The following is a 13,454-nucleotide window of genomic DNA, read 5'->3' on the forward strand; positions in this document are numbered from 1 at the left end:
TGCCACGGCATGCCTCATCGGCGCCAAGTCTTCCGCCTTAGTCGACGACTATTTGGTGTCGCCTGATCCTGAAGGGTGAGGCGGCCGCCTAGCGGAGATCGCATCCTCTCTGGCCGGCATCAGTGGCGCGCCGAGCAGGTTTGCAGCGCGGCTGGCCAAGAGGCTGCCCGCCTGAAAATACCCCATGACCGTACCGACGCCGCGGTGTTCGGTCATCGCCATCACCTCGCCGAGCGGCACGCCTTGCCGAACCGCTTCGGTGACAAAGCCCGAGCGCAAACTGTGGGCCGCCCAGTCACCGTCAAGGCCAGCAAGTTTGGCGCGGCGCTGGACCATCCGCGCCACGTGATCGGCGGTCAAGGCCGTAGTGCCGACGGTGTCGCCACGGTACATGCGGCGGAAGAGGGGGCCCGCAGCCGCCGGCGCGGCCATCAGCCAGGCGGCAAGCGCGCGGGCGGCGTCGCCCTTTAAGGGTTTTTCGCGTCGCACACCGCTGATATCGGTCTTGGTACTGCCCAAGGCATACACCCACGTGTCGGCATCCAGACGGCGCACGTCCGAAACTTGCAGGCCCACGATTTCCGAGCGACGACGACCGCCACCGCTCCACGCCAACAGCAAGAGCGCGCGATCGCGCACGCCACGCCGGCCGTCTGTGCAGGTGGCCAACAAGGCTTGCAGCGGTTCGGCTACCGCAGCGGTCTTCTTGCGCACGGTGACGCCGCGCCGGACCTGCGCCTTACGGGCGCGCTGCAGCAATTTGCGGACCGCGGCCGTTTCAGTGGGCGACTCCCAGTCATGCACGCGGTGCCAGCTCGCTAGCACGGCCAGGCGGTGGCTGACCGTGTTGTACGCCAGTGCCCCGAGATGGCCCTTGATGCCCGCGGCCACCAGCGCCGCATCGAGCGTCGGCGGCAACTCGTGCGTCCAGGTGCCCTCGTCGGCGGGACGTGCCAGATGATCCAGCACGAATTGGACGGTCGCCGCGACCGGCAGCGGCTGTTCACCCAACGCATATCCGTAACGACCCTGCAGCCAGCTGTTCCAGTAGGTGAGGGCACTACGGTAGCTGCGCACGGTGTTGGGCGGCGTACCGGCGGCCACGAAGGCAGCCGCTGCCGCCTGGCTCGCGGCATCCAGCGAAGCCAGATCCAGTGCGGCGGGTAGCTTACTCAGTGCCAGGGACGTATTATTCATTACGTATACCGTATCTAAATAGTGATTCTGAGTAGATAAGATCGGATAAGGTTTACTTATCATACCTAATTGGAGGAGGGGCAGGGCATGGCCATCGGGGTACCTGAAACGGACGTGTTTGCCGCCGCGGACGCCGTGCTGGCACGGGGCGAACGGCCCACGGTCGAACGCGTGCGCGTGGAACTCGGCCGCGGCAGTCCCGCACGGGTCGGGCAGCTGCTAGAGCAATGGTGGGAGCAATTGGCGCAGCGCTTGAAAGGCCACGCGTTGCTGCCGGACCTGCCGAGCGAAGCGGCGCAGGGCTTCGCGGAGGTATGGCGGCTCGCCGTGGCCCAGGCCGAAGGGATCGCCCGGACCGCGCTGACCGCGGAGCAGAACGCCCTCTTTGCCGCGCAAACCGCCCTCACCCAGGAGCGCAAGCTGTGGGAAATCGCGCTCGCCGAAGCGCAGACGAATGCGCTCGACAGCGCAGCCAAACTGGCGCAGAGCGAGCTGCAACTGCGCGAACGCCAAACCCTGGTGGACCAATTGACTACCCAGGTGGCTGACCTCCTTCAACAACGCGATCACCTGCAGCGGCAACTCGCGCAGCAACTGGCCAACCTGGACACCCTACGTGCCGCGCATGCGTCTGTGCAGGAGCACGCCCGTACCGTGGAAGATCGGGCCCACCAGCAAGTCGATCAGGCACGCCAGGAGATCAAGGACTTGCAGCAGCGACTGGAGCGCGAACAGTACGACGCTCGTCAGCGTGTCGCCCAACTTATCGCGCAACAGGAGGAACTCCGCGGTGCGGTGCGACTGGCCGAGCAAGCGACCGCGCATCACACTGGACGCGTTGTCGCACTGGAAGCCATGATCATGCAGTGGCGCAAAACATTGGAACGTCCCAAACAGATTTCTACACGTCGCGATAAATCGAATTCAGCCTCAAAGAAAGTGGCAAAGAAGAAACATTAAAACGCCAATGGCGTGGCACGCCGCCATCAAGGTGCGTAATCTGAAGTTACGGAGAACTTATGCAGACTACAAAATGGTGGAAGTGCGATTTGCAGGTTGCTTCGCCGTCTTGGGGCTTCACGCTTCCCGCGGGCACTCACTACGACTTTACCCGTCCGGATGATCGCGCAGCGTTCCTCGATCTTTACATGCAAACGGCCGCCTCGCGCGGCATCGAAGTCTTGGCGCTTGCCGATCACAATAGCGGGGAGTGGATTGACGACATAAAACTCGCGGGAAAACGGCATGGCATCGTGGTATTCCCAGGCTGCGAGATCACCACACAAACCGGCGCCGATGGTGCGCATCTGCTGATCTTTGGTGATTTGGACAAAACAAGCCGTGATTTTGATCGCTTGCTTCACAGCATCTTTGGCTTTGCGGAGGGCAATCCGGCGTACCACACCCATGGCGGTACGCTTAAACCGTCCGTCTCTACGCAAACGGCAGAGCAGATTCTCAGTCATCTTCCCGATGGCTACATCGCTGTCGCTCCGCACGCACTAAGTGAAAATGGAATGGCGTCGCCTAAAACCGCCAAGGGTGACATTCGGTGGAAAGCTTTGCATCACGAACGATTGCTGGCGTTAGATCCAGGCGATTGTGCGAATGTTGAGGGGGATGGGTTCAATGCACGCTTTAAGCGACGCGAACTCGCAGACTTTCCTTGCTTGCGTGACATGGCGTTCATTTCGACGTCTGATGCTTACAGCGTTGATCGCCTGGGTGCCAGGTTTACATGGATTCGAATGGGGCGGCCATCGATTGAAGCACTCCGACAGGCCTTCCTAGACCATGAATCGCGCGTCATATGTGATTGGTCGTCGAAACTACAGGCCTTTCCAGCGCGTAACCCCAACAATGTTCGACATGCCTGGATTGCATCCATTGACTTGAACGGCCAACTCGCCAATTCACGCCGCCCGCTATCGCTCTCATTCCATCCTGGACTCAACGTCATCATCGGCGGACGAGGCAGCGGAAAATCGACCGTTATTGCAGCGCTGCGGCAGATTTATTCGTCATCCGACAAATTGCCACCACGCATCAAGGCAGAAGTCGATGCCTTTTCGGGGAGCGTTTTCGCTAGCGCTGAGTTGCATTCGGTTTATCGCATACAGGAGTCACAAGAAGCCGTATCGTTGCGTTGGACACACGCCGATAAACGATCGCCCAGTCCCCGTCTGCCTGTCACGGTCGTCAGTCAGAAGGAGCTATTTGAACGTGCCATTGGTGACATTAATGACCCGAACATGTCGTCCCGAAGCCTCTTGGCGTTGGTTGACACGTCCATCGGTTTCAACGCGGAAGGCATTTCATCGCTCGACGGATTCGGTCGCAAGTTGGAAGACGCCCGGACCCAATGGGCGAACGCCGCGCGGCGGCAGATTCAGATGGAGAGTGACGTCGCGCAACTGCCGGAACTAAGGCGACGAGAAGCCATATTGCAAGGGCAGGTCGATGCATTTTCGGCACCGGAAGTTAGACAACGGCTTGCCCGCATCGAGTCGCGGCGCTACGAAGATGATGTCTTTTCGCGCACTCGCAATGAGACTGTCGACTATCTCGCCGAACTCCAACGCGTGGCGACGTCACTGGCCATTACGAAAGAAGAGGAGACCGGCTTTGGCGAACCTTTTGGCAAGGAATTGGCGCTATTGTTTGGAAAGCTACGCGCTATTTCGGAAAACGTCGCCAACGATGTCGTGCAGTTAGTCGCAGAGGCCAATGACGCCCTTCGCGACTTTGACGCAGACCTAGCCAAATCCGCATGGCACGCCGACTTTACGGCCTCCCTCCAAGATCTGGAGGCGTATAAAGAAGAGTTGGACGCAAAAGGCCTCTCGACGAAGGAATTCAGTCGTTTGCAAGAGGAGTTAAAGGGCATTCGACAGCAAATAGTCGCCCTGACAGAGACCGAGAGTACGATCGAAAAGATCAGAGGCGACACCGAAGCTGCATGGCGCGCTATGGCCGACCTTTGGAGTGCAAGAGACGCTGCACGTGCAGAACTTTTTGAAGTGGTATCGGTTAGAAGCGGACGCTTACGATTTCAAAGAAACGTGCGCGCGGACGTGATGCCTTGGATTCAATCACTTCGCGCCATGGCGAATTTACGCGCAGATGCCTATCTCGACGATGTTCCCAAACTTGCCGATTGGTTATGGCTCCAACGAGCCGATGTAGAAAACCGATGGGACGCATGGATCTATGCCATGGCGACAGGGGACATGCATGTTGTTCAGCAAGAGGCTCAACTCCGTCGTGAGTTTTGTGATCGTCTTTCAGGAATCGATGTCACGGTCCGCATGAAGCTGGCCACGCTGATTCCGGATGATGTTGTCACGATGCAGTTTCTGCGTGACGGCGGCCACGCAGAAAATGACCACGATTGGCAAGCCATCAGTGAAGGGTCGCCGGGACAAAAGACAGCGGCAATGTTGGCTTTTGTACTCCATCATGGAAGTGACCCGCTCGTCTTAGATCAGCCGGAGGATGATTTGGACTCGGAATGGATATCGGAATTGGTGGTGAAGGAACTTAGAAAAAGCCGCTGGACACGGCAGCTTATCGTAGTGTCACATAACGCCAACATCCCCGTTCTGGGTGATGCCGAGCAAGTAATCGCCCTTGAAAATAGGCAGGGCTCACTGTCGATTCGAGAAAGCGCTGTGACGGCGGAAAGCGGCAGTACCGAATTCGTGAAACACGTGGGTCCTGTCGAGGAACAATTCGTACGCAACGATATTCAGTTAATTATGGAAGGTGGCGTGGTGGCTTTCGTCAAGCGCGAGCAGAAGTACAACAATGAGACTCGAGACATCCGCTTAGGCAGATTCGTTTTTCGATAGAAAGCAATCCAAATGAAAGCAACGTGGCCATCAACCGTACAGCCCTCCGCCTCCGACCAATGAGTAAGCCGTGTCTAGCGTCTCCTTGAACATGAACGTTGCCATTGGCGTTATGGCGATTTACGTGTTTATCTACTACTTCTTGGCCAGATCAGTGCTGGCAAGGATCAATCGGAAGGATCCGGATTATTTCGAACTTACTGAAAACGGCAGCGATTTGCCTGTCGGGATGAAAACATCTTCTACCATTTTAGAGATGGTATTCGATCGCGACCTACCTGGCCGCACGTATGGACAATTTGTGCGCATAGGCCTCTACACGGTTCGCGTCATGTTTGCGTGCTACGTTCCACTCTCCGTACTTATGCTGTCCTTGGCTTGGAAATAGCCAGCCCGCATTTCACGGTTTCAAGCGCCGCAGCGATCGAAGATGGTCAGCGATCGGCCTATGCTGTGATGACACGGGCGTTGATACGTCGGACCGCAGAAACGGTCCTCGCGTTTTACTGCGCTGTACGCTGCGTTCCCACCGATGTTGCTGTTGACGAACATTCAATATTGCTTCGTGTGCTGTTTGGCGAGAAGATGATCCATAAGGCACGTATCAGCGCCTGCGGCTAGACACGCTGCGAGATCGAACTGGTAAGAGCCTGCATCAACTCGTGCATCCTACGCTCAATAAGAAATAGGTCGCGACACACCGAACGAGCGCTCCGTGTCGCCGAGCAATTGGGCAACAGCCTGTTGCCCAAAAAGAAGTAAGCCGCGACAAACCGGAGAAACGCTCCACGTTGCTGTGCAAGAGGCAGTTTGTTGGCGGCCCGGCGGCAGGTTGTTGGTCGCAGCGGAGGCAGTTCCTAGGTTTCCGACAGCTGTGCAATTGGTCAACAGCTTGTTGACTAATTTTGTGGGCTGCGTGCTCCAATGAGGAGGTTTATGTGACGAACATTCCTCAGTGCTTAGGTTTTTCTGCCTACGTTCTCGGCTGTAGATATTTGACTGCGCCATTTGCCGAGGATTTCTGCCGTGGGCGTAGAAGTTTCTCTGCCGAGAACAATTGGGACGCCGCTTATCAGCGGCGCTAGCCGAAACTTAAGTGTCAAAGTCAACCGTCGAGAACAGTCAGGCCGCCTAATTTCTAACTAAATTAATTAGATAAGTCCTTTTTTGCAAAAATTTCCAGAATGCCGGCCGTACCTCAATTAGGCGAGAGGCAAGCGTTGTTGGAACAACTGGCTGCGCAACGAGGAGATCTGCTTCAGCAACGCGATCGTTTGCAGACACACCTAGAGCAACTGCGTGTTGAATTGGAAACCTTAGGTACCGAACGAACAGTCGCTCTCGAACATGTGCGTGCCATTGAAGATCGTGCCCACCTTCATGTCGATGAAGCACGTCAGGAACTAAAAATGTTGCAACAGCGGCTCGAACGCGAGCAACGCGAACATGACAAACGCATCACTCAATTGGTTACACAGCAGGACGCACTACGCAAAGCCCTCCAGGACTCCGAACGGGCCACCGCACATCAATTGGGACGAGTTGCTGCCTTGGAAGCGGCCATGGCCAAGTGGCGGAGCATACCGGTAGCGCCCATAAAAAACGTAGCGCGCAAATCACAATCTGAAGCAAAGACCAAGCCACGAAGCAGGGCACGTAAGGGGCGCTCGTAACGCCGTAGTAGATGCCGTCATTCACTATGAAGCGAAGGCTAGCTTTAGCTTGGAAATGGTACGATGCTCAAAAGCTCCGTACGAGTTTGTAGCACCACTCATGAGCCGAAGCCGGAAAGCCAATTTCAAACGTGCCGCACAAAAGCGAAGAGAGGTGCGTGCCAACGCCCGACGTGCGGAAAAGAAAGTGGAGCAAGCCGCCTGGGCAGCTGATGCTCCGATTCGCGAAGCAAAAAATATAGAGCGGCTATCCAACGAAACGTTGTTGCTCGTCAAGGTTGATGGGGAAGTTTATTCCGGATTGGTCCAACACAACGGATCTTGGGAATATCTCCGACGGGATGGTCTGGCCACGCCGGAACCACTTTTCGATGATCCCGTTCTAGCTACGCTATGGCTTTATGCCGACGTGTCGTACAAACGTGAATACCAGCCATCTTCCATGGTGGAAGTCGAAGAGCGACATGCATCGGCAACAGCTTTTCTCTCGGATATTCGAGAAAAACTGCATGTAGCGTTTTATGCAGGCGAACTCGACAATCGAATCATTGACCCTTGCCTGTGCGATGCGACCGATTTATTCCTTGATCATTTCGCCGACGAAACTGCACGCCGTGCGATAGAAGAACGACGAGCGAACGGAGACTATCGCTAACTTGAGCTATTCGATTGGCTCGATAGCTGTCGTCATAACGACTTCAAGTGGCGGCATTTGTTGAAGGTAATGGTGCTGACTTATGCCTATTACTCTCGTCCAACAGCACCCTCACGGGTTTCTTCGAGGCCCATTCTGGGATGAATGCTTGTCCAGTTGGGTGGATCGCCAGGACGGCGCGATCGCCATAGTGCCCGACAAACGTGCGGATGATGCGCCGCACTTTCTTGAGCACGACTACGGCAACCTGAAAGTCCTTGACCCAGATATAGATGAGCCACTCGCAAACCAGCTCCAACGAGCTGCTTGGTGGCCCGCTCCATATGTATTGCCGCCTGAAGAGCGCGACTGGGTATGTTTTCGATGCCTTCGTGGACGCTGGGCGAGGGGGCTTCCGTTGTACCGAAGCCGCAGTTGGTCGATTGCTTGGCACGGGAGCTGCCCGACGCACGGTCCACTGACTAGGGCCGTGCGCCTCCCAAAAAGATTGAACGACTGGCCTGTTGAAGCTTTCTCCGATCCAAATCCCGCTGCCCACGATCGTATGCTGCTTATTACGCGATTATTTGGCGTCCCCATTAATGTCTTTCACGACCAGCGAGGACATCACCTCGAGGCCGCCTTGGACGATATCAGCACCAGCAGATGGCATCCTCGCTTCTTCGATCAGCTGTCACTTCATCACGCCTACGCCGCGATTACAGAGCTGTTGTTAATCCAGTTTGCTGGGAGGAGGCGCAAGCCGCGCCTTAAACGATTGAACGCTCCAGCTTTCAGCGGAAAGGTGGTTTATCCAGGGAAGCGTCCCCGCGAAAGCTCCACAGTTCAATATTGGTGGCGTTCTAACCTTACGGCACACCATCTCAACGTTCTTGCGGAAGCCATTTTATCAATATGGACAGGAACTCCTTTGCCGCGCGACGCAGGTCCCGCGGAACGTACCAGGCTCATCGTTAGAATCATTGGCTGGGATTTGTGGGAAGCTGACAGTGCCCGCAACCTCGTATGCACCTGTAGTCGGAGCGAGCATGGCAACTTGTATCCGGCACCTCATCCGTATGGGCTCGATGCGCTCATAGGCGTGTTCCCTGAGCCGTTGCGAGATAAGTTGGAAAAAGGACTTTTGAACTTTCACCGTAGCCATGGCCATGGCCGACCACCGCTCAGCGATCACCAGGTCGCTATGTATTGCGTGTTCGATAAGCCGGTACGGCAAAACGCGGCGGGCGCCGATGCAGACTTTCTACAAATGTTGTCCACGGAGACCGGGAAATCTTTTGGAATCAACCGCCGGCACGATCTTTAAATAGAGGACAACAATTAAAAATACCGACTCCGACGTGTCGAAGGCCGCGAATCAAATTTGACATAATATACATTATGCGCAATTTAGGGCGAGCCCGATGAGGGAACCGGACGGTCCGCCAACCCTGCCGGAACTGGCGCTGCTGCTGTTTCTCGTCGTCGCCGTCGTGCTCGTCGTCGCACATGGCATATCTCAGCCAATGGATTTCGCGAGTTACGACACGCGTGCTTTTTGAGCTACAAAAGTTGCGCTGAGTTCTTGGGCGTGAGTTTCCGGACGGTTCGCTATTGGAGCGCCAACTATTCGGTGATCGACACCGGCTACGGCATCCCCGCCGATCATCTGGCGCACCTGGGTCTGCATCAGGCGCGGCTGGATATTCGCAGCACGCCCGGCTAGGGCTCCACCTTCACCTGCGGCTTCGGACACGAACGCTTACTGGCGCCGGAAACGCACGATTCCCACGCCGCCGGATAAGGCGGCGTGGGCTGATTACAAAACGCGGCATGAGGCCTAGCACTCGTGTCGCTACGGCGTCCGCACGAATCCGTTCACGACGCCCGCGGAGTTAACATAGAGTCCCACGATGACACCGCTAGGGTTGATCCCTGTTGCCTCAGTGAACGAGGCTCCGGGGTAGTCGAACGACGTGTAAGCGCCATTGAACAGAAAACCGTGGCTGACGCCCGAAGCATCGGTGTAAACCCCCACCACGTCACCCGGAGCGTTGGCGCCGCCAGCAAACGTAAACGTGGCGCCTGGATAGTTGATGGTGGCATACGATCCGTGGAACAGCAGGTACCCTTGGCACTGTGTGGAACATGTCGTTCCACTTAGATGTGTGTAAGCACCAACGACTGCGCCAGATGGGATCACCACGCTGCTGGTACTACTGGCCGCACCTGGTGGGTCGAAGGTCGCCGAGAAGACGCCCTTCTTGGACACCAGGAAACTGTGGGTAACGTTGGCGTTGCCGGTGGCGCCGCAGGCAGCGTCGGAACAGGTAGCGCCTGACAATTCACCTGAAGGGTTAATGCTACTGAGCTCTGTACCAGCCGCGCCTGGGTAGTCAACCGTTGTGTAAGACCCATCGCTTAAAATGAAACCGTGGCTGACGCCAGCCACGTCGACGTAGGCGCCCACAATATCTCCCCGCGGATTGATAAAGTTGGCAGTCGTAAACGTGGAGCCCGGGGGGTCGAACGGCGTAAACTCCCCTCCCGTTAGCGTAAAACCGTGCAAGGCTCCACCCGCCGTGAGGGTGTAACCGCCGACGCTCGTACCCTGGGGATTGGGGCCGCCAACAAGTTCAGTGAGTACAGCGCCAGGATAATGGACCGACGTATAGGTCTGCGCCCACGCGAACGACGGCACTGCAACGGCCGCACCGATCGTACACATTGCGATGAACCGAGATACCTTAGTCATAAGATTTTCTCCTGATTCTTGTGTGAAGTTACGGGCCGAAGGACTGATGGAGCCTACGGCTCCATCCACGTGCCCCACAAAGGAGATTGCGCGCTGAACGATTCCTTACGAACGCATAGGCGTAGCGGTCGCTTATGAGTAAAAATGAACTGATGCCTCCCTAATTTACCAAATCTGTTGTTATCGAAACGTCCCAGGCCGAGCTATTTCTGAGCCGGGAGCTGGCAGCCCTCGAATTCAATTTCCGCGTACTGGCGCAAGCGCGCGACACCAGCATTCCGCTGCTCGAACGCCTGCGTTATCTGAGCATCGATGCCGATGGCCTTTCTTTTGCCACACTCGTTCTCGCGCAATGCGCCCGGCCTTCGTTGAGAACCAAAATCCGTCTTGAACTTCGACAAACTCTTCGCTCAGCAACTTAACCAAGGCGTCCTGGATTTGCTCCTGCGTAAACGCCCATGTCTCCTCCATTTTGACTGTCTCGCGTCGATTGCCGAGGGTAATCCCTCCCCCGGCATCTTGTCAGGGGTGACTGTGTCTCGCGTCGCTGCAATCTCGTGCAAGCAAGAAGGTCTTCATCATTTATTAGATGATTGACCCTGTGCAATAAAGAGCATTTGGGCGCGCTGTGTCGTCGAAATTTTGATAGGGCCCGGGTGCGCTGACGACGTCCCGGCCGCGTGCCTGCGTCGCTGCAAGCATCAGACATTTCCTCTTGATCCGGCGAGACGTACCGAAAATGCGGATACTGTTTCGTTTAAATGGTTTGCTTGTTGCTTTAGCGATTGTGTCGCTTCAGCTGCTTCCTCGACCAATGTCGTGTTCTGCCGCGTCACCTGATCCATTTGATTGATGGCTCGGTTGACCTGTTCGATACCGCGACTTTGCTCGTCCGAGGCAGCTGAAATCTCGGCGATGATCTCCGACACGCGCCGCACCGCTTGCTGCACTTGGGAGGTCGTTTGACCTGCTTCTTTGGTCTGGTCGTAACCTAGCTTAATGGTTTCGACCGAGCGCTCGATGAGGTCCTTGATTTCCCGCGCCGCCGAGGATGAGTGTTGCGCCAAACTCCTTACTTCCTCCGCAACCACGGCAAAGCCACGACCTTGTTCACCGGCGCGTGCGGCTTCCACAGCGGCATTCAAGGAAAGAATATTGGTTTGGAAGGCGATGCTTTCGATGACTGCAGTGATTTCGGCAATTTTCGTTGAGCTCGACGATATATCGGTCATCGTTCCGATGACGCGTTCTACTGCAGTGCTTCCGCGGGCAGATGTGTCGGACATATCGGACGCAAGGACGCTGGCTAAACGGGCGCTATTGGCATTTTGTTGGACAGCGGCAGTTAGCTCTTCAATACTCGCGGCTGTTTCTTCCAGCGATGCTGCTTGTTGTTGGGTACGTAGGGAAAGGTGGTTGTTGCCACTTGCGATTTGCCCAGCCGCCGCGTCCACGGTGTTGCTTGCCGCTTGTGCTGTGCCAACGACCTCGGCCATGCGCGCCATCAGACTGTTTAGTGCGATAGCGGTGAGACCGATTTCATCGTTGCGTTCAACTGAAGCGGTCCGGGACAGGTCGAGCGAGGCGTTAATCTCTTGCAGGGTGCGCTGTAAATTACCGAGGCCTCGGCGGATCAAACGGTAAAGGTGTGTGCCGAAGCCACCGGTAATGAGCAGTGCAGCGAGTACGATCGTTACCAATAGACCCAGAGCTAGGTTGTAAGCGGCGGCATTTTCCTTCTGTACTGCATCCGACTGCTCGACAACATAAGCAAGATGGTTATGGAAACCGTCATTGAGAGCGACGGCGGCTTTATGCACTTGCCCATCGTTATGCAGCATGGCCAGGGCGCCATCCCTATCACGGTTGTGGAGCTTGTCAAAGAAGCTGGCGCGCGCGTTGCGATAGGCTGCCATATGTATTTTGTCCGCCTCTAGTAGCGCGCGGTCGCGTTCGTCGACAACGCTGTTGTTCGCATAAGCGGCCATGTGGGCATCAAAGCTTTTGTCGGCGTCGGCAAGCTGCTTTTGCATGCCGTCCTGGCTCGCTTTATCGATCCCATCCACCACATAGCGATATACCGTCAGACGCATGGTGCCGACGTCGTCCAACGCCATCGAGATGGTCTTGATGCCTGGGATGGTGTGCGTTTCGAGGCCAACAATACGTTGGTATGAATGATGAAGTTGCGTCAATCCATAGCCGCCAACGAATACAAGCGCGATCAGAGCGATGAACAAGGTCAGGATCAAGCGTTGAACGATCGTCATAAAACCTCGGGGAAGCGTATCTAGCGCCAAGGTGCAGCGGTGGTGCCGGCAAAGAATCAGATGAGTGTCAGAAAAATGGGAAAGAGTTGCAGAGCTTCTGATCGGTGAGTCATATCAGTTGTTTGGCTCGTGATGATCCATGGCGTGTAATCGGCTCCCTCCCCCTTCAACTTGAGGACTTGTGCTCCGGCCAGTAGTGAGCACGCCCAAGCAGTCAGTTGCGTAACATCTATATGTATATGGATCCTAGCGAGATCGTGTCGCGGCCAAGGTGACCTACGCGTTCGTGGTCAACGAAAAGGGGCAGTTGCAGTCGATCCATTGGGGACCGCGACTGGCACCGGGCGACCCTTTGCCGGCACCCGTCATACCTCCCGGCCGTGACTCGATCGATGGCGTGGTCAACGTGATCCCGCAGGAATATACCGGCTGGGACGAAGGGATCTACTACGAGCCGGATTTCAAAGTGACGTTTCCAGACGGCAATCGCGACCTGGTCCTGCACTACGTGCTATCACGACCACCGTTCCGCGATAGCTTTTCTCTCAATGTTGTTCGCGTACAAAGGAGCTTCTTCGGCGTTGTGAGCGTTCAAGGCTTTTCTCGCAACCACGCGCGCCTGTTCCAAGGTGATTCCTCTCTTCTCGAGCATTTCGAGATAGTCAGGCGTGATACGCACTTCGATGTGATTCGTGAATCTTGTCGTTTTGGCATCAAGCGCCTGGACGGAAAGATCCCAGACCACGATCACTTTGGTTCGTTCGTCTATCGCCGGGCCAATCGAATCCGACATCGAAACCAGGCGGCAATGTGCCCTTTCGGCAATATCCTCCACGTAATGCTGGATCAGAAGGTTCCCGACGTTTTCGACGTTGATGGACATGCGCTTTCCATCGATGCGGAACGTTGCACCGCCCGCAATGTGTGCTTTTGAGCACGTCTGATACTCAGCATCAGTGAGGGAAAACACCCATTCGGTAAGATCGATGCTTTCCACCGGCGCGTGTATGGTGGCTTCTACGACCGACATTGCGATCAAATCGTCACTACTTTGCGTGCTATTCATGGTGCTTC

At 56.0% G+C, this 13,454-nt stretch carries 12 protein-coding genes and 1 pseudogene; 9 read left to right on the forward strand and 4 right to left on the reverse strand.

The features are described from left to right. Positions 1-48: 48 nt before the first annotated feature. A complete protein-coding gene (locus tag ISP18_RS00945; RefSeq protein WP_380016113.1) occupies positions 49-1,197 on the reverse strand; it encodes a tyrosine-type recombinase/integrase in 1,149 nt (382 codons plus the stop codon). An 87-nt stretch (positions 1,198-1,284) separates the two neighbouring features. Here ISP18_RS00945 and ISP18_RS00950 point away from each other — a divergent pair, with 87 nt between their 5' ends. From ISP18_RS00950 to ISP18_RS00985, 8 genes are all read left to right on the forward strand, one after another. Further along, positions 1,285-2,157, forward strand: a complete 873-nt coding sequence (locus tag ISP18_RS00950; protein WP_380016115.1) for a DNA-binding protein — start codon at positions 1,285-1,287, stop codon at positions 2,155-2,157. Positions 2,158-2,216: 59 nt separating this feature from the next. After that, positions 2,217-5,048, forward strand: coding sequence for a TrlF family AAA-like ATPase (locus tag ISP18_RS00955; protein ID WP_380016117.1), 2,832 nt, complete (start codon positions 2,217-2,219; stop codon positions 5,046-5,048). A gap of 70 nt (positions 5,049-5,118) precedes the next feature. Then, positions 5,119-5,436 (forward strand): hypothetical protein, encoded by a 318-nt coding sequence (locus ISP18_RS00960; RefSeq protein WP_380016119.1) that lies wholly within the window; start codon positions 5,119-5,121, stop codon positions 5,434-5,436. 835 nt (positions 5,437-6,271) lie between these two features. Beyond that, positions 6,272-6,721: a hypothetical protein gene (locus ISP18_RS00965; protein ID WP_380016121.1), complete on the forward strand. Its 450-nt coding sequence runs from the start codon at positions 6,272-6,274 to the stop codon at positions 6,719-6,721. A gap of 100 nt (positions 6,722-6,821) precedes the next feature. Continuing rightward, entirely contained in the window at positions 6,822-7,376 is a 555-nt protein-coding gene (locus tag ISP18_RS00970; protein WP_380016123.1) for a hypothetical protein, read from the forward strand. A gap of 622 nt (positions 7,377-7,998) precedes the next feature. Next, positions 7,999-8,682 carry a hypothetical protein gene (locus tag ISP18_RS00975; protein WP_380016125.1) on the forward strand — a complete coding sequence of 228 codons (684 nt, stop codon included), beginning with the start codon at positions 7,999-8,001 and terminating at the stop codon, positions 8,680-8,682. 97 nt (positions 8,683-8,779) lie between these two features. Beyond that, positions 8,780-8,917: a hypothetical protein gene (locus ISP18_RS00980; protein WP_380016127.1), complete on the forward strand. Its 138-nt coding sequence runs from the start codon at positions 8,780-8,782 to the stop codon at positions 8,915-8,917. Positions 8,918-8,946: 29 nt separating this feature from the next. Beyond that, on the forward strand, positions 8,947-9,081 hold the full coding sequence (locus ISP18_RS00985) for a hypothetical protein (RefSeq protein ID WP_380016129.1): 135 nt from the start codon (positions 8,947-8,949) through the stop codon (positions 9,079-9,081). A 129-nt stretch (positions 9,082-9,210) separates the two neighbouring features. On the opposite strand, the gene ISP18_RS00990 is transcribed toward ISP18_RS00985, so the two are convergent. Further along, positions 9,211-10,110, reverse strand: coding sequence for a hypothetical protein (locus ISP18_RS00990; protein ID WP_380016131.1), 900 nt, complete (start codon positions 10,108-10,110; stop codon positions 9,211-9,213). 182 nt (positions 10,111-10,292) lie between these two features. On the opposite strand from ISP18_RS00990, the pseudogene ISP18_RS00995 reads away from it, so the two are divergent. Beyond that, a pseudogene (locus ISP18_RS00995) lies at positions 10,293-10,436 on the forward strand (hypothetical protein); the annotation flags it as partial. A 375-nt stretch (positions 10,437-10,811) separates the two neighbouring features. Here ISP18_RS00995 and ISP18_RS01000 read toward each other — a convergent pair. Both ISP18_RS01000 and ISP18_RS01005 read right to left on the reverse strand, forming a co-directional pair. After that, a complete protein-coding gene (locus tag ISP18_RS01000; protein WP_380016133.1) occupies positions 10,812-12,380 on the reverse strand; it encodes a methyl-accepting chemotaxis protein in 1,569 nt (522 codons plus the stop codon). A 514-nt stretch (positions 12,381-12,894) separates the two neighbouring features. Further along, positions 12,895-13,446, reverse strand: coding sequence for a hypothetical protein (locus ISP18_RS01005; RefSeq protein WP_380016135.1), 552 nt, complete (start codon positions 13,444-13,446; stop codon positions 12,895-12,897). Positions 13,447-13,454: the final 8 nt, after the last annotated feature.

This window comes from Dyella humi (assembly GCF_044904605.1).
Classification (GTDB): domain Bacteria; phylum Pseudomonadota; class Gammaproteobacteria; order Xanthomonadales; family Rhodanobacteraceae; genus Dyella_B; species Dyella_B humi.

What these genes read in the sequence shown, in the direction of transcription:
- ISP18_RS00970 (WP_380016123.1), top strand. Translation starts at nt 6,822, where the DNA reads ATGAGCCGAAGCCGGAAAGCCAATTTCAAACGTGCCGCACAAAAGCGA.
- ISP18_RS00955 (WP_380016117.1), top strand. Translation starts at nt 2,217, where the DNA reads ATGCAGACTACAAAATGGTGGAAGTGCGATTTGCAGGTTGCTTCGCCG.
- ISP18_RS00945 (WP_380016113.1), bottom strand. Translation starts at nt 1,197, where the DNA reads ATGAATAATACGTCCCTGGCACTGAGTAAGCTACCCGCCGCACTGGAT.
- ISP18_RS01005 (WP_380016135.1), bottom strand. Translation starts at nt 13,446, where the DNA reads ATGAATAGCACGCAAAGTAGTGACGATTTGATCGCAATGTCGGTCGTA.
- ISP18_RS00990 (WP_380016131.1), bottom strand. Translation starts at nt 10,110, where the DNA reads ATGACTAAGGTATCTCGGTTCATCGCAATGTGTACGATCGGTGCGGCC.
- ISP18_RS00950 (WP_380016115.1), top strand. Translation starts at nt 1,285, where the DNA reads ATGGCCATCGGGGTACCTGAAACGGACGTGTTTGCCGCCGCGGACGCC.
- ISP18_RS01000 (WP_380016133.1), bottom strand. Translation starts at nt 12,380, where the DNA reads ATGACGATCGTTCAACGCTTGATCCTGACCTTGTTCATCGCTCTGATC.
- ISP18_RS00980 (WP_380016127.1), top strand. Translation starts at nt 8,780, where the DNA reads ATGAGGGAACCGGACGGTCCGCCAACCCTGCCGGAACTGGCGCTGCTG.